Source organism: Chiayiivirga flava, assembly GCF_014202825.1.
Lineage (GTDB): Bacteria > Pseudomonadota > Gammaproteobacteria > Xanthomonadales > Xanthomonadaceae > Chiayiivirga > Chiayiivirga flava.
Window position 1 is genome coordinate 424,619 of sequence record NZ_JACHHP010000001.1, and the last position, 16,815, is coordinate 441,433.

At 65.4% G+C, this 16,815-nt stretch carries 9 protein-coding genes; 7 read left to right on the forward strand and 2 right to left on the reverse strand.

From position 1 onward, the window contains the following. Positions 1-275: 275 nt before the first annotated feature. Positions 276-3,884, forward strand: coding sequence for a transcription-repair coupling factor (gene mfd / locus HNQ52_RS01825; protein WP_183959207.1), 3,609 nt, complete (start codon positions 276-278; stop codon positions 3,882-3,884). Between the two features lie 760 nt (positions 3,885-4,644). Continuing rightward, positions 4,645-5,208: a hypothetical protein gene (locus HNQ52_RS01830; protein ID WP_183959209.1), complete on the forward strand. Its 564-nt coding sequence runs from the start codon at positions 4,645-4,647 to the stop codon at positions 5,206-5,208. A gap of 356 nt (positions 5,209-5,564) precedes the next feature. On the opposite strand, the gene HNQ52_RS01835 is transcribed toward HNQ52_RS01830, so the two are convergent. Together HNQ52_RS01835 and HNQ52_RS01840 are read right to left on the reverse strand one after the other, a co-directional pair. Continuing rightward, positions 5,565-8,087: a Calx-beta domain-containing protein gene (locus tag HNQ52_RS01835; protein ID WP_183959211.1), complete on the reverse strand. Its 2,523-nt coding sequence runs from the start codon at positions 8,085-8,087 to the stop codon at positions 5,565-5,567. A gap of 259 nt (positions 8,088-8,346) precedes the next feature. Next, positions 8,347-9,807, reverse strand: coding sequence for an SdrD B-like domain-containing protein (locus HNQ52_RS01840; RefSeq protein WP_183959213.1), 1,461 nt, complete (start codon positions 9,805-9,807; stop codon positions 8,347-8,349). 48 nt (positions 9,808-9,855) lie between these two features. Here HNQ52_RS01840 and HNQ52_RS01845 point away from each other — a divergent pair, with 48 nt between their 5' ends. The 5 genes from HNQ52_RS01845 to HNQ52_RS01865 all read left to right on the forward strand — a co-directional run bounded on the left by HNQ52_RS01845 (position 9,856) and on the right by HNQ52_RS01865 (position 16,798). Next, on the forward strand, positions 9,856-12,093 hold the full coding sequence (locus HNQ52_RS01845) for a putative Ig domain-containing protein (RefSeq protein ID WP_183959215.1): 2,238 nt from the start codon (positions 9,856-9,858) through the stop codon (positions 12,091-12,093). A gap of 134 nt (positions 12,094-12,227) precedes the next feature. Continuing rightward, complete coding sequence (locus HNQ52_RS01850) at positions 12,228-13,004, forward strand: histidine phosphatase family protein (RefSeq protein ID WP_183959217.1); 777 nt, start codon at positions 12,228-12,230, stop codon at positions 13,002-13,004. Positions 13,005-13,441: 437 nt separating this feature from the next. After that, a complete protein-coding gene (locus tag HNQ52_RS17600; protein WP_183959218.1) occupies positions 13,442-13,831 on the forward strand; it encodes a nuclease-related domain-containing protein in 390 nt (129 codons plus the stop codon). After that, entirely contained in the window at positions 13,824-14,639 is an 816-nt protein-coding gene (locus tag HNQ52_RS01860) for a restriction endonuclease (protein ID WP_183959220.1), read from the forward strand. Before HNQ52_RS17600 ends, HNQ52_RS01860 begins: the two co-directional genes overlap by 8 nt. A gap of 191 nt (positions 14,640-14,830) precedes the next feature. Next, the gene (locus HNQ52_RS01865; protein ID WP_183959222.1) at positions 14,831-16,798 is read left to right on the forward strand and encodes an NACHT domain-containing protein; all 1,968 of its coding nucleotides are present in this window, start codon (positions 14,831-14,833) and stop codon (positions 16,796-16,798) included. Positions 16,799-16,815 lie beyond the last annotated feature (17 nt).

Below are 16,815 nucleotides of genomic sequence, written 5' to 3' on the forward strand. Positions count from 1 at the left end.
CCCCGCTGCGCGGGAGAAGGACTCTCTCCGTTTCACGCCCCGATCACTCCGAAGCCTCGTTGCCCCGTTCTGCGCCCATCGAAGCCTCCCTTCTCCCGCGCAGCGGGGGAAGGTGCCGGCAGGCGGAAGGGGGGCTCCATCGCCGACAGACTCATCCGAAAACAGGTTCCTCACCTCGAATCATCGTGCACCCGCCCCGGGGAACGATCCACCACATCGCACCGCTCACATCACCCGCCGCGCTACACTTCGCGCCCGTTTTTTGCAGTGCCGACGTGTCCCCCACCGCCACACCCCTGCTCGCACCCCCGCTGCCGCGCGGCAGCCACAAACGCTCCGACTGGCGCGCCCCGGCCAGTCCCAGCGCCCTGGCGCTGGCCGTGGCCGGCGCCGCGCAGTCGCATCCGGGCCTGCTCGTGGCCGTGGCGCGCGACACCCACGCCGCGCACGCGCTCGAACAGGAACTGCACGTCTTCGCCGGCGACCTGCCGGTGCTGCACTTCCCCGACTGGGAAACGCTGCCGTACGACCTGTTCGGACCCCATGCCGACATCGTCTCGCAGCGCGTCGCAACGCTGTATCGCCTGCCCACCACCCGACGCGGCGTGCTGGTGGTGCCCGTCGCCACCCTCATGCAGCGGTTGTGCCCGCCGGGCTTCATTGCCGGCCAGGCGCTGGTGGTCGAACTCGGCCAGCGCCTGAACCTCGACGCCGAAAAACGCCGGCTGGAGGCCAGCGGCTACCGCAACGTGCCGCAGGTGCTCGACCCGGGCGACTTCGCCGTGCGCGGCGCCCTGCTCGACATCTTCCCGATGGGCGCGGCCGAGCCCTACCGCATCGAACTGCTGGACGAGGACGTCGATTCCATCCGCACCTTCGACCCCGAAACCCAGCGTTCCGCGCACAAGGTGGACGCCGTGCGCATGCTGCCCGCGCGCGAATACCCGCTCGACGACGAAGCGACGAAACGCTTCCGCAACCTGCTGCGCGAGCGCTTCCCGATCGACCCGCGGCGCTGCCCGCTCTACCAGGACATGAAGGAAGGCAACGCGCCGGCCGGCATCGAGTACTACCTGCCGCTGTTCTTTCCGAACACCGCAACCCTCTTCGATTATCTCGATGACGGCGCGCTCTGCCTGCTCGGCGACGGCGCGCTGGAGTCCGCCGAAGCCTTCTGGAAACAGACCGCCGAACGCCACGAACAACGCCGCCACGACACCGAGCGCCCGGTGCTGCCGCCGAACGAACTCTTCCTCGCCCCCGATGCGCTGCGCGAAGCGCTGAATCGGCGACCGCGCGTGGAAGTCCTCGGCCGCGACCACCCGCGCTGGGACGCCGCGCACGCACTCGGCGACCAGCCGGCACCGTCAGTGCCCCTGATGGCAAAAGGCGAACCCAGCGGCACCGCGCTGCGCAGCCTCCTCGAAAACTATCCCGGCCGCGTGCTGATCGCCGCCGATTCGCCGGGCCGACGCGAGGCGCTGATCGAATCGCTGTCGAACCTCGACCTGCGGCCGCAGCTCGTGGCGGATTGGCAGGCGTTTGCCGCACCCACTCCCGACCTTCCCCTCACTCCGTCGTCCCGGCGAAGGCCGGGACCCAGTGACGTTTCTGTGGATCTGTTCGGAACGCCGCCACAAGGAAACCAACCAACGTCAATGGGTCCCGGCGTTCGCCGGGACGACGGCCAGGAAAACACAGCGCCCCGCTACGCCATCACCGTCGCCGCGCTCGAAGACGGCTTCGCGCTCACCTCACCCGCGCTGTGCGTGCTCACCGAACGCCAGTTCTTCCCCGAACGCGCCGCCCAGACCCGTCGCCGCAAGCGCGCGGGGCGCGAACCCGACGCCATCATCCGCGACCTCTCGGAGCTCACCGAAGGCGCGCCGATCGTGCACGAAGACCACGGCGTCGGCCGCTACCGCGGGCTCGAACGCCTCGACGTCGGCGGCCAGCAGGCCGAATTCCTCGCCATCGAATACGCCAAGGGCGACAAACTCTACGTCCCGGTCGCGCAACTGCACCTGGTCAGCCGCTACGCCGGCGCCTCGCCCGAACTTGCCCCGCTGCATTCGCTCGGCGGCGAACAATGGGAGAAGGCAAAGAAAAAGGCCGCGGAAAAAGTCCGCGACGTTGCCGCCGAACTGCTCGAAATCCAGGCCAAGCGCCAGGCCCGCGCCGGCATCGCGCTGGAAATGGATCGCGCGATGTACGACCAGTTCGCCGCGCAGTTCCCGTTCGAGGAAACCCCGGACCAGCTCGCATCGATCGAGGCCGTGATCGGCGATCTGGCGTCCTCGCAGCCGATGGACCGCGTGGTCTGCGGCGACGTGGGCTTCGGCAAGACCGAAGTCGCCGTGCGCGCCGCCTTCGTCGCCGCCACCGCCGGCAAGCAGGTCGCTGTGCTGGTGCCCACCACGCTGCTCGCGGAACAGCACTACCGCAACTTCCGCGACCGATTCGCCGACTGGCCGCTGCGCGTGGAAGTGCTCTCGCGCTTCAAGACCGCGAAGGAAATCAAGGCCGAACTCGCCAAGCTCGAGGCCGGCCAGATCGACGTGATCGTCGGCACGCACCGCCTGCTGCAGGAGGACGTGAAATTCCGCGACCTCGGCCTCGTCATCGTCGACGAGGAACAGCGCTTCGGCGTGCGCCAGAAGGAACGCCTCAAGGCCATGCGCGCCGAAGTGCACCTGCTCACGCTCACCGCCACGCCGATCCCGCGCACGCTCAACATGGCGATGGCCGGCCTGCGCGAACTCTCGATCATCGCAACGCCCCCGGCCAACCGCCTCGCGGTGCAGACCTTCGTCGTGCCGTGGGACGCGGCGCAACTGCGCGAAGCCTTCCAGCGCGAGCTCGCGCGCGGCGGCCAGGTCTACTTCCTGCACAACGAGCTCGATAGCATCGAGCGCATGGCGCGCGAACTCGGCGAGCTGGTGCCCGAAGCGCGCATCCGCATCGGCCACGGCCAGATGCCGGAGCGCGAGCTGGAACAGGTGATGCTCGACTTCCACCGCCAGCGTTTCAATGTGCTGGTGTGCTCCACCATCATCGAGTCCGGCATCGACGTGCCGAGCGCCAACACCATCATCATCAACCGCGCCGACCGCTTCGGCCTCGCGCAGCTGCACCAGCTGCGCGGCCGCGTCGGCCGCTCGCACCACCGCGCGTACGCCTACATGGTGGTGCCGGACAAGAAGGCACTGAAGGGCGACGCCGCCAAGCGGCTGGAAGCCATCGCCGCGCTCGACGAACTCGGCGCCGGCTTCACCCTGGCCACGCACGATCTCGAAATCCGCGGCGCCGGCGAGTTGCTCGGCGAAGGCCAATCCGGCCAGATCGCCGAAGTGGGATTCAGTCTTTACACCGAACTGCTCGAACGCGCCGTCCGCTCGATCCGCCAGGGCAGGATTCCCGACCTCGACGACGTCGACCGCCACGGCGCCGATGTGGAACTGCACCTGCCCGCGCTGATCCCGGACGATTATCTGCCGGACGTGCACACCCGCCTGACGCTGTACAAGCGGATAGCGTCGGCGCAGAACACCGATGCCCTGCGCGACCTGCAGATCGAAATGATCGACCGGTTCGGCCTCCTGCCCGAGCCGGTGAAAACGCTCTTCAACGTCGCCGAACTCAAACTCGCCGCCACGGCGCTGGGCATCCGCAAACTCGACGTCGGCGAAAAGGGCGGCCGCGTCACGTTCACCCCGAAACCGAATATCGACCCGCTGGTCGTCATCAAGCTCGTCCAGAGCCAACCGCGTGTGTTTTCGCTCGACGGCCAGGACAAACTCAAATTCCGCCTCGACCTCCCCGGCGCCGCCGAACGCCTGCGCACCGCGCGCGACGTGCTGCGCGCGCTCGGCGCGCGCGATTGACGGCACGCCGTCGCACGCCCCCCGCGCCACGGCGAATCCGCGCGGCAAACCCGCCCCGCCCTCCAACTCCCGTCGTCCCGGCGAACGCCGGGACCCAGCGACGTTGCCCGGTGTTCCGTGCCCATCCCTGCAGAACCAGAACACGGCGCTGCGTCCCGGCGTTCGCCGGGACGACCGTGCGAGAGGAGCAAGTACCTGCCGACCGCAGAATCTGCGTTGACCAGGACTCACCGTCACACCCATCCGCAAACCGCAGCAGACCCGGCGCAGCGGCAGCCGCATCGCAAGGCTCCCCATGCGTGCACCGCCACTCCCATCCGTCACCGAGCAACAGCGGCGCGCGATCGATGTCGACGCCGAGTGGTTGCCAGCTTCACCACGGCGGCCCGAACTCCGCCGCCAGATCCATGCGATGCAGACGCAACGCCTCCTCGCACTGGCGACGCAGCGGCTCCATCAGGACAGCGGGCAGCAGCATCTTGATCTCCTATGGACATGGTCCACGTACTTCTTTCAAAGGTAGAAGAATGCAAACGCGATCTGCTCTTCGGTGAAACGTGACTTCTTGATTGCAAAAAGCCCCACCAGACACGCGGCTCATGCTGCCGAAGTCTCGACGTATCCGTGACCCGGTTTTCAGGAGTGGGTCAGGCGGTATCGGACCATCCAACCGCTCGCCTGCCGAGGTCGCGCCATTCAAGCACGATCGAGCGATTTTTCCCTACAGCCTCGTTAGCTTTTGTGTTGGAGATCGTTGCAGATGAAGCGCTACTTCTTACTTCTCCTAGCCCTGACGTTCCCGGTAACGAGTTCTGCCCGCGAGTACATGGGTTATGAGGTCGTCAGTTTCCCGTTCACGCTCGCTGGCGGCGAAGTTGTCAAACTGCCCATTACCGCTGCAGGGCCCATACCTGCCGAGACCCGAAAGCTGAAGGTTGAGGTAGCTGGATTTTCAGTGGGACCATCAGCGAAGAACCCCAAAGCACCGGTTCTTTCGTGGCATTTTGGCTTCACAGCCAAGCGCCTGAAACCGCTTGAGTCCGTTGAAATCGCTGAAGTCTTCCCAAGCAAGACGGTCAACACGTTGGTCTTCGATGCCTCGCCAACACTGGAATCCGGCTACTGGAAAGGTGGGGTGATCGCCGTACCGGCAGGACCACAAACAACGCCATGGCTCTACGACACCGAAGCCTCAATTTTTGTGTTTCGATTTTCCGTGCGCGAGAAGGGCAAGCGTCCGATTGTCCTGTATCAACCGGCCTGGTTCTCCAAGGAGGCCAAGGATGTCTTTAGGCTCCAAGTGGCTCGCATCGCGGAAAACTAAGTTGTGCGTCGAACAGGATGCGCTTCAGCGTGTCCCGGCAGCAGTAGGTGAATGCCGGGATCCACTGACGTTTTCTGGTTTTTCACGGTGGTCGAACAGAACCGGCAACGCCACTGGGTCCCGGCGTTCGCCGGGACGACGGGGGGGGTGGGTGTCTTCGTCGAGGCGAGGCGAGGCGAGGCAAGTCGACGACGCGGCCGGTGATCCGAGAGTCGTGGAGCTCCAGGCGTCGAACGGCGTGCGCTGAAGCGTCTCCCGGACGTCGGATGCGCTGCCCCCCGACGGCAGTGTGCGAACGGCGCGACCCCGCGACTCCGAATACCTCGCCCGCGGCGCGCGCCCGACCGGCAGCGCCGCTACTCGAACCCGTCGCCGAACAACACCGGGCCGGGATCGCTGTCCGTCGCGGTGTCGTTTTCCGGGTGGCCATCGTTGGCCAGAATCGCCGTTGCCGTCGCGATCACGCCGCCTGCATGCATGGCCGGCACCGATCCGGCAATCGCGAACACCACGCTGCTGCCGGGCACCAACGCCACCGTTTCGTCGACGCCGCCGCTTGCGCCCGCAGCGCAACTTGCGCCGCCGAACGCCGTGCAGGTCCAGCGCACGTCGTCCAGCACCGGCGTCGTCGCGAAGGTGACCTGCACCGGCGCGGCGGCGAGCGTGGGACTGTGATTGGTGACCGCCAGCACGTAGGTCAAGTCCTGCCCCGGCTGCACGCGCTCGACGCCGTTGGACAGCGCCACACCCACGTCCAGATCGTCATCGACGATCACGCCCGCGACCGACATCGGCACCAGCGTCACCGACGCCGGCGCCGCCGTATCGAAGCGCAGCTCGAAGGCGCGGTCGCCCTGCGCGACGGTGTCGCCGAACACCGTCACCTCCACCTGCTGCACCTCGCCGGCAATGCCGTCGAACTGCACCGTGCCGGAGGCTGCGGCGTAGTCCTCGCCGGCCACGGCCGTGCCGTCCTGCGTGTGGAACGGCATCGTCACGCCGCCGGCCACGTCCGCGTCGAGCGTGAGCGTGAACACGAACGTGCTTTCGCCCGCGTCGCCTTCCGCCTGCATCACGTCCGACACGGTGATGCGCGCCGCGTCGTCGTCGACGATGACCGCCTGCACCAGCGACGGCGCCACGCCCACCTGCGGCGACGACGCCGCGCCGAGCTGCAGCGAGAACGTGCGGTCGCCCTGCACCACCGTATCGCCCGGCACACGCACCTGGACGAATTGCACCTCGCCTGCCGCGCCGGCAAATTCCACCGTGCCGCTTTCGGCAATGTAGTCGACGCCGGCCACGGCGCTGCCATCCACGGTGTGGAACGGCACCGACACCGGACCGGGCAAGGCCGTGTCCAGCGACAGCGCAAACACGAACAGCGTCTCGCCGGCATCGCCCTCGGCCTGCACCACGCCGCTGGCAGTGATCGTGGCCGGATCGTCGTCGACGATCACACCCTGCACCTGCGCCGGCAACACCGGCACCTGCGGCAACGAGGCCGGTCCGACCTGCAACGACAACGTGCGATCGGCCTGCGCCACGCGATTGCCGAGCAGCGTCACCGCCACCTGCTGCACCTCGCCCGCAGTGCCGGCAAAGGCTACGCTGCCGCTCGCGGCCACGTAATCGGTGCCTGCGATCGCGGACCCGTCGAGCGTCTGGTACGGCACGGTGAGCCCGCCCGGCACGGCCGCGGCAAGCGTGAGGTCGAACACCAGGGTGTTGCCGTCCGTGTGGCCTTCGAGCTGCTGCGCGCCGCTCACCACAACGGATGCCGATTCGTTATCGACATTGCGCGCCGGGTGCGTGGCATCGAGCCCCGCGAAACAGGCGTCGCCGGTTTGCACGTCGAGCACGAGGTTGTAGTCGACGATGCCGTCCACCTCCGCGTCGTCGACGCCGCTCAGCGACCAAGGCTGCGGCACGTCCCACGTGGCGGTGGTGAACGTCAGCGTGTCGGCGGACACGGCGGCCTCGGTGGCATCGTCCACCGCGAATCCCACCGTCACGTCGCCGAGCGGCGGTGCGGCGAGCCGCACGCTGCCGCTGTAGCCGCTGCCGTCCTCGCCGGTGAGCAGCACCTCCGGCAGCGGCGGATCGAACACCAGCGCGGGCGCGGCGCGCTCCACGCCGGACGCGATCCAGTTCGACGTGGGCCCATCGAGCGCGAAGTTCACAAGCGTGCCCTGCGCGCCGAAGCCGCTGACATCGGGCAGACCGACGCGGCCCGCGTTGTTTCCGCCCGGCGTGCCCACGTCGAACGCGTAGTGCGCCGCGAGCGGCGCCTCCGGCACGCAGGTCGACCGCGCGAGCACGCGCACCTGCTCGGGCGTGAGCGTCACCGGCCAGAGGCGGAAATCGTCGAGCGCGCCCTGCAGCACCTGCGCACCGTCGGTGCGGCTGCCCAGCGTCATCACCCCGTCGGTGCCGGTGCTGGTGTTGCCGCCTGTCGTGAGGGGCAGCGCCTCGCCGTCGACGTACAGTGCGATCGTCGACGTTGCCGCCTGCCAGGTCGCGGTCACGTGCGACCACGCCGCGCCCGGCGGCAGCGGTCCGAATGCGGCGAAGGTGACGTTGTTGCGGCGCACATACAGCAACATATTCGTGCCCGACAGCAGCAGCGTGACGCCGGTGGCGGACGACTGCTGCGCAAAAAACACGCGCTGCGCCGGCACCGAGCCCTCCGAATCGAGCCGCAACCACGTGGACACGGAAAAATCCTGCGTGGAGGTGTCCGCAAACACCGACGGCAGCGGCAACTCGACCCGATCGTCCGTGCCGTCGAAATGCAGCGCATTGTCCTGTGCCACCGCCACAGACGCGGCGCACCCCAGCATCGCCGCAAGCCACGGCGCGATTCCTGTCCAGCGCATCATTCCCCCGAAAGTTTTTGCGGTCCGCTCGTTCGAAATACGGAATTGCGTGCCGCAAGCCATCATGCCTCGATCCAGGGAGGCGAAAACGGCCGTGATCGGCGGCGCACGCCACCTGCCGTTGTTGCAGCGACCCCGCCGGCACGTTGCGGGCCGCACGGTCACGCGGCGGCCACGGTGGCGACGAACGCCGCTTCCACGGGCAGCGTGGCCTGCCTCGCGCTGGTCCTTTCCGCGCCTGCCCTTGCCGCGTGGGTTCTCAGCGCGCCTCGAACTGATCGTCGAACACCGCGTCGGGATCGAGATTGGCGCGAGCCCGCGCCTCATTGTTGCTCGGCCGCACATCGTGCTGCGGACCGCCGACGTCCGCCGTGGCCGTCAGCACCAGATGCGTGCCGGCTGGCGGCAGCACGCGTGCGACGAAGCCGAAGGTCAACTCGCTCCCGGCAGGCAGCGAGAACACGCGATCGATCGCGCCACTGCCGGCGGACCCACCGCACGTGGCTCCCCCGGCCGCACTGCATTCCCACTCGACATCGCCAAGCCCTGCGGGCACCGGTACACGCAGCCGCACGCTGTCGACGGCGACCGGCTCCACGTTGTTGTGCAGCCGCACGCTCCACACCATGTCCGAGCCGGGAATCGCCAGCGCGGGCACGCCGACAAACGCCAGCGCCGCGTCGACCGGATTGGCGAACACCAGTCCCGCGTCGACGACATTCGTCGAAATGAGATTGGATGCCATGACGATCTCATGCACGCCGATGCCGGGCGCGGCGAGCGTGAAATCGCTGTCCAGCAGGCCATCCGCGGCACCGGCGGGGCTGAGTGCGGCCCCCTCGGGCAGCAGGATGCGAACCTGGTAGGTGGCGGCCACGGGGGCGACCAGAGAATAGGAGCCGGTGCCGATGCTGTGGTCGCTGTCGTACAGCAGGGAGCCGTCGGCGCTGCGCAGTTCCAGCAACACATCGTCGATGCCCGCTTCCCCGGCATCCTGTCGACCGTTTCCGTTGCGGTCGTGCCAGACGAAGTTGCCGACCCGCACGTCATACGCATCGAGCCCCGCGTCCACGTGCTCGAACGAACGCGTCATCCAGAAAGCGCCGGTGCAGGTGGGATTGGCGGGGTCGTCGCCAAAATCGTTGTCGACATCGTCGGGCGCGGCATGTGTCGGCGAAAACCCGTTGTCCCGGCGCGTGCACAGGCGCACTGTCTGCCCCGCCGCGATGTCGTCGAACCGGTAGGCACCGTCGGCGTCCGTCGACACCGCGGCGAGCTCCAGGCCATCCACGTGCCGATGCAGGGTCATGCGTTTGCTCGCGATCAGCACTTCGCCGGGCTCGCGCACGCCGTCGCCCTCCGGATCGTCCCAGGCCACGCCGGAAATGCTGTGCGCCTGGGCCAGGCCGGCGAGCAGGCTTGCGGCCATCCACACTATCGTCGCTGCTGCGGGTAACGGGCGCATTGTCGTCTCCTGAGCCGGATGCCGATGCCTGATATGCAAACGGGCGACTGCAGCAGACATTCGCCTGCGCGTACTGCAAGGAGGCCTGTGAAGCCCGCAGACCTGCAGCGCCCTGCGGCCGCCCGCCTTGCCGCCCGGCGCCGGTCGATTATGCACCCGCCGACGCCATCGTCCTGCCATCGCGCGTCGCTTGGCGCCCCGCAGCCCGTTTCGCGCAAATTTCGACGAAATTTCACGCCATTTGCAGGCCTTCACGCGGAAGCGGCCGCCAGACTCCGGCCGTTCCCCAGCTAGGCCATGCCCATGCAGCCGACCTCTCCCGTTCGCCCGCGATTGCCGCAACCCGGCCGGCTCCTGCCACGGCTGGTGCTTGTGCTCGGCCTGCTCCTGTCCGGCGCTGCCGTGGCCGGCACCTGCGAACTCGGCGAAGGCCGCTGGGGCGGTGGCCCGCCGCAGGACGCCGAGCGCTGGCTCGGCGGGGGCGAGGATCTGCTGCTGGTCGGTGCCGGCGCGGAGCTGGTGGTGTTCGATCTCGCCACCCCCACCACGCCGGTGGAGCTCGGTCGCGCCGTGTTGTCGCACCCGGCGGTGAGCGTGGCGGTGTCGGCGGACGGCCAGCTCGCCGCCGTCTCGGACTGGTTCGACAACGTGACCCTGCTGGACATCGGCAATCGCGCCGCGCCCACCGCGCGCGGGAGCTACGCCTGGGCCGGACTGGAGCAGCCGACCGGCATGGCGTTCTCGGGCAACCATCTCTACGTGGCCGTACGGACCATCGGCCTTGCCGTACTCGACATCGGCGATCCCGACGCACCCGCGTTCGTCGCCAACTCCGACGGCACGCCGACCGATTTCGTCTTCGACGTGGCGCTGCATGGCAACCACGCCTACCTCGGCCAGGGCGCCGACGGCGTGCAGATCGTCGACATCGGCGACCCGACCCACCCCACCGTGGTGGGCAACGTGGCCGCGTGGACCGACGCCGGCCAGATCGACATCGTCGGCAACCGCGCCTACGTGGCGCGCGGCGGCTCCGGCGTCGGCATTCTCGATCTCTCCAACCCGGTCGCGCCCGCCCAACTGGGCACGTTCGGCACCGACGGTTATGCCTACGAAACCGCCGTGCTCCCGGGTGATCGCCTGGCGGTGGCGAACGGCTTCAACGGCACGAAGATCTTCGATATCGCCAACCCCGCGCTGGCCGTGGAGCTGGGCGCGTTCGGCAACAACCCGTATCGACTGGTGCCGCTGGGCGATCGCATTTTCTCCGTGCATCCGTTCGCGTCGCGCATCTCGCTCGTCGACGTGCAGACACCGGCCACGCCCACCACGCTGGCGAACATCGATTTCGCCGGCCAAAGCCATGCCGTGAGCGCGGGCAACGACCACGTGCTCGTCGCCAACGGCAGCGGTGGCGCCATCATGCTGGACACCACCAACCCGGTACAGCCCACGTACGTCGGACGCGTGATGCTGGACGCGCAGCGCGTCGCACACGTGAACGGCCACGGCGTGGTCAGCGCGGGATACTCCAGCGCGGTGGACGTGATCGATCCGCAACCGACCGGTCCGGCGATCGTTGCCAGCATCGACAACCAGTTCCAGACCAACGATCTCGTCGGCGCGGACAATCGCCTCTACATCGCGTCCGGCGAAGCCGGCGGCCTGCGCATCTACGACATGAGCAACCCGCTGCTGCCGCAGTTCGAGGGCGCGGTGTCGGTGCCCGGCCAGACCGTGTGGCAGATCGCGGTGGCCGGCGATTTCGCCTACAGCGGCTACATCCTGGCGGACGAAATGCTGGTGATGGACGTGTCCGACCCCGCGGCGCCGGTGGTGATCGGCACCCACCAGCTGCCCCCGAGCATCTACGCCGGACCGACCGACATGGCCGCCAGCGGCAACACCGTGTTCGTCGCCACCCAGGTCAACGGCGTCCGCATTCTGCAGCACGACGGCGCCGGCAATCTCGACGACATCGGCGCCATCGATCTGGGTCTCGCCTCGCCCACCGGCGTGAGCGTGGATGGCGACCGCCTCTACATCGCCGGCGGCGTATTCAGCGGCCTGCTGATCTACGACGTGAGCGATCCGGCAAACCCGCAGTTCGTCGCGCAGTACAACACCGCCGGCGACGGCCTCGCGGTGCACGCGGCGCACGGCGTGATCGCCATCGCCGAGGGCGACAGCGGCGTCAGCACGATCGGCTGCGGCTTCAACGTGGAGAATGCAGCGCCGGTGGCCGTCGGACAGATCAACGACCAGGTCGACGACGCCGGCGAAACCATCTTCCCGCTGTCCGTGCATCCCAACTTCGACGACCCCGACGGCCAGGCCCTGACCTACAGCGCCACAGGACTGCCGCCGGGCCTCGCCATCGGTGCCGGCAGCGGCGTCATCAGCGGCACGCTCTCCGGCGGCAGCGCCGGCGTGTACCCGGTGGTGGTGACGGCCACCGATCCGTTCGATCTGTCGGCGACGCAGGCGTTCGAGTGGACAGTCAACGGCGCGCCGGAGATCTTCACCGACGGTTTCGAATAGACGCTTCGCGCATGTCCGCGCCCGCACCGCCGCACGCCGCAGCGCGGGCGCACGACAAACCGAACGGCGCACAATCGCTGGTGCGGACGCGTTGCGCGCACTACGCTCGCGGAACTCCTTCGAGCGTCCCTGCCATGCACACGTCCACCGCTTCGCGTTTTGCACCCCTTCTGCGCCGCATCGCCGTGCTGGCCGTCGCGCTCGTCGCAACCAACATCGGTGCGAGAGACATCACCGCAAAGGACGCCGCGCCCGCGCTGCGTGAAATCATCCTCGTCCGCCACGGCCACTACGCCGCCGACCCGAGCATCGATGCACGCATCGGTCCCGGCCTCTCGCCGCTGGGCGTGGCGCAGGCGCACCTTGTCGGCGCCCGCATCCACGCCGACGTTCCGCGCATCGACGGCCTGCACGTGAGCCCGATGCAGCGCGCGCGCGACACCGCTGCCTCCATCGGCGCGCTGTTTCCGGAGCGCAGCTTCGAGGTGCTGCCCGACCTCGCCGAATGCACCCCGCCCACGCGGCGCAAGGACATCACCGCGCAGGAATCGCCCGAGTCCCTCGCCGCCTGCAAGGCGCAACTCGATCGCCTGTTCGAACGCCATTTCGCAACGCCCGGCCCGGCCGGCCGCACCGACCTGTTCGTCTGCCACGGCAACGTGATCCGCTACCTCGTCATGCGCGCGCTCGGCGTAGACAGCGAGGCGTGGCTGGAACTCTCCATCGGCCACGCCAGCGTCACCCGCATCCGCGTGGAAGCGGATGGCCGCTACAAGGTGATCGCGGTCGGCGACGTGGGCCACCTCCCGACCCACCTGCGCACCGGCGCAAGCGGCGATCCGGAGCGCGATCTGGCGGTGGACAGCCTGCGCACCGCGCCCGCGCCTGCAGTGCCCTCGCGCATCGAATAGGACGGCGTCCGCAATCCGGCGGCTGGCGGCGCGTTTCGTCATACGATCGCGAGGCCCGGCGCGCGAAGGCCTCGGTGCATGGGGCGGATTTGCCTAGACTCGCCAGCGTCGCCGGCACCGCACGAAGTCCCCGCAGCGGCACGGCCTGCTGCCATATCCGCCTCAAACGTGTGCGATCGCATCGCCGTGGTCCGTGTCGCCAACGCGTCAGCCGTGGCCCGGTGTCACGTGAGCGCCGATTCTCCCACCCATCCACGTCACAACTTGTGAAATTCGCCATCGGCATTTTCATGACACAGCGCACAGGATAAATTCCCCGGACGCGCCACCATCCGCGCGCCCGTTGCAGAGAAAAATCCGGGGATATGGGAAACAGGGGTCCCATCGACGACTTGACCACGCGCGGGATCGCGCGCGCCCGCGACGGCGTGCTCGGCATGGCCACGCTGATCCCCTCCCGCCACCTTGCCCTCCCGCGCATGACCGCGGGCGAACGCCGCACCGCGCATCGGCTCGAAGACAAACTCGACGACGATTATCTCGCCTGGTTCGACGTGCCCATCGGCCCGCGCCAGCGCCAGCCCGATTTCGTGGTGCTGCGTCCCAACCGAGACTTCCTGCGTCGCGCACCGAGCAACCCGCTCATCCATCCCGCGACCCACCCAAACCCGCGCGCCCCCACCCACCTCCGCGGCACCATCGAAGCCTCCCTTCTCCCGCGCAGCGGGGGAAGGTGCCGGCAGGCGGAAGGGCGCACTCTCCCCAAACGAGGCAACACCGTCACCCCACCCTCGCCGCCCAAATCCACAAACGTGCCTCATGGCTAGACGCAACAAAGGCCTCGTCGAACTGCTTGCCGACAGCCCGTGGCCTGCCGGCCTGATAGTCGGCGCAACCGGCTTCCTCGTCATCCGCTACGGCCTCGGCTGGTCCTTCTCGACCTTCGGCGGGCGGTTCATGACCGGCGTCGGCACCGCATTTTCGGACGGCGCACTCGCTCCGCTCGCATGGCTGTTCCTGGGCATGGGCGCGCTTGCATCGCTCGCGTCGCTTATCCGCTCCCGACACCGCGCAGCCACGCTCGACAACAACCGCACGCTCCAGCAGATCCGCGACCTCAGCTGGATCCGATTCGAGCAACTCGTCGGCGAAGCCTTCCGCCGCCAGGGCTATGCCGTCGAAGAAACCGGCCTCGGCGGCGCCGACGGCGGCATCGACCTGCGCCTGCGCCGCGAAGGCCAACTGCACCTCGTCCAATGCAAACAATGGCGCCGCGAACGCGTCGGCGTGAACGTGGTGCGCGAAATGTTCGGCCTGCTCGTCCACCACGGCGCGCATCGCGTGAAGATCGTCACCATCGGCGACTTCACCCCGGACGCCCGCGCCTTCGCCCGCGACAAACCGGTGGACTGCATCACGGGCGCGCAACTGCTGCAGCTGATCGACGGGCTACCTCTCCACGCAACGGACAGCATGCCGTCGACGGTCAACCCCGCGCGCGCCGCCGACTGCCCGACCTGCGGCAGCACGATGACCACCCGCACGAACAGGCGATCCGGCGAACGTTTCCTGGGCTGCACCCGCTATCCCGCGTGTCGCGGCACACGCAAGGTCGACACCAATGCGCTTGCCTGAGCTTGACACAGGAAACTGCACTCTGACCCGGGTTTTACCACTCTGACCCGGGTTTTACGGGTTTTAGCGGGCGCTGGAGAAGCGGTTTCTGGATAAGGGGGAAGCAGGGTGAGGGGAACGAAATTGCGCTCTGACCCGCATTTCGCACGCATTTAAGACTGTCGCAGATTAACTAAAATCAAGGGCTAAATATGATAGATACAGCAATCGTTTCAGCTACACTTGCGGGATCGAAGCTCGCCGTAGAATGGGTTTCCGGCCTAGCCAAAGCTTGGCGGCTTTCCAACTCCGACAAGCGCGAATGGAATGAAATGTGTGCCGCAATAGTCAGCCATACCAGCAACCTGGTGGGCCGCTTCAGCGTAATACGGACGATCGCATTTCCGAACGACTCTGTAGAGTTAGACTCAATCTACGTTCCACTGACGCTGGTAAATGAAAAACTCCGGATCAGTTGCAAAGTCAATTCGTTCCCCACAGATCTATTGAACAAACACAAGAAAATAATGGTCGTAGACGCTGCAGGAATGGGAAAATCTACGGTTACAAAAGTAATTTATCTCAAGTGTCTGAGTGAGCGCAAACATCTACCTCTATACGTAGATCTCAGGAGGCTTTCGGGGGATGAATCAGTGGAGCACTCCCTTGGAAAGCAAATGGGATTGAAACAAAAGCACTATGAATTTTTCTCCGAGCTCCTCACCACAAAGCCAATTCTTATCGTTTTTGACGGGTTTGACGAAATCACCGACAGCCAAAAGCAGAAAGTAGCTCGCGCGCTCCGCGATTTCTCCGATCGGGCTAAGGAATCGAGAATAATAATTACAAGCCGACCTGAACTCCCATTTAGCGAGTACACCGATTTCGCCACGTTGAGTATACAGCGACTCACAATACCAGAAGCCAGCCTTTTAATTGAAAAATATGGCCTAGCCTATAATTTTGCGGATGCAGCCGCAGCGCTTTTAGCGGAGCTAAACGTCCGTCACTCGGCAACAATCAACAGCTTCCTAGAGAATCCACTTCTAACCTCACTTGTTTTTCGAGCCTTCGAGTATAAATCAATCGTCCCAGTCAAACGAACTGTATTCTATCGCCAAGTGTTTGATGCGCTTTATGCGTCACACGACGCAAACAAGGAAACTGGTTTCTCGAGAGAAAAAAAATGCGGCCTTCATGAAGACGAATTTCACCGGGTCCTCAGAGCACTCGCCTCCATCTACAAACGCGAGAAATCCGTAGAAGTTAAGAAAGAAAAATTTCTAGACATGGTTAAGGAGGTACGAAAATCAATTTGTTCAGATTTAATATTTGCGCCGCAAGATTTCCTGGCAGATGCGACCCACGCCGTTCCCATTTTCGTGAGGGACGGAGAATTCGTCAGATGGTCCCACAAATCGCTCATGGACTATTTCCTCGCCGAATTCTTGATTCTCGACTATTCGGCATCCAAGGAGGATGCATTGAAAAAAATTGCCTTTGGCCAGGAAAGCACATCAAATGAAAACCTGCTTACGCTCACCTGCGAGCTGGACCCGGCATTGTTTTCAAAAGCGGTGGTGGTCCCAGCAATTAAGGAATTGACGCAAGCACACGACAACATTTCGCAACAACTGCCTCCCCATTTAGATAAAGACTTGCGGCGCGACATTTCGATCTTTTGCTCTCTGTACCATGTATACGCACTACCAGATCAGCAGAACTTCAATCCTCATATATGGGATCAGCTTGGCGAAAAAGGCAGCAAAAATAAGGGATTAAACCTCGATATATTTGTTCCGCAATTTATATATTACCTAGGACTTGACGCTGGTGCACTTCTCATATCTGCCCATCGCTCATTCGTAGCATTGCGGGCCGCGATAAGCTTAGGACTCATACCTACTATAAGTTTGTGGGACATTTCTAGAAGCTATTCAGACTCTGAGGCCACCATCTCACTTAAGTCATTAAAAAGAAGATCGAGTATATTTCTAAAGAGTAGTGATGAAAATACTTGGGATGAACAGAGCATCGACAACAATTTTCCAGCCGTAATGAAAACAATTAACGCGGCCGACTTTCCTGTTGTTGATTTTCCTGGCATTGCTAAATATGGACGTGAACTAGAAAAGGCATCCGCCGCCTCGATTGCGGCCAGATCAACTGATATATTTTAGGAAATAACGGGGTCAGA

Excerpts from the sequence above, each read along its gene's own strand:
- HNQ52_RS01865 (WP_183959222.1), top strand. The coding sequence starts at position 14,831 with ATGATAGATACAGCAATCGTTTCAGCTACACTTGCGGGATCGAAGCTC.
- HNQ52_RS01835 (WP_183959211.1), bottom strand. The coding sequence starts at position 8,087 with ATGCGCTGGACAGGAATCGCGCCGTGGCTTGCGGCGATGCTGGGGTGC.
- HNQ52_RS17600 (WP_183959218.1), top strand. The coding sequence starts at position 13,442 with ATGGCCACGCTGATCCCCTCCCGCCACCTTGCCCTCCCGCGCATGACC.
- HNQ52_RS01860 (WP_183959220.1), top strand. The coding sequence starts at position 13,824 with ATGGCTAGACGCAACAAAGGCCTCGTCGAACTGCTTGCCGACAGCCCG.
- HNQ52_RS01845 (WP_183959215.1), top strand. The coding sequence starts at position 9,856 with ATGCAGCCGACCTCTCCCGTTCGCCCGCGATTGCCGCAACCCGGCCGG.
- HNQ52_RS01830 (WP_183959209.1), top strand. The coding sequence starts at position 4,645 with ATGAAGCGCTACTTCTTACTTCTCCTAGCCCTGACGTTCCCGGTAACG.
- HNQ52_RS01850 (WP_183959217.1), top strand. The coding sequence starts at position 12,228 with ATGCACACGTCCACCGCTTCGCGTTTTGCACCCCTTCTGCGCCGCATC.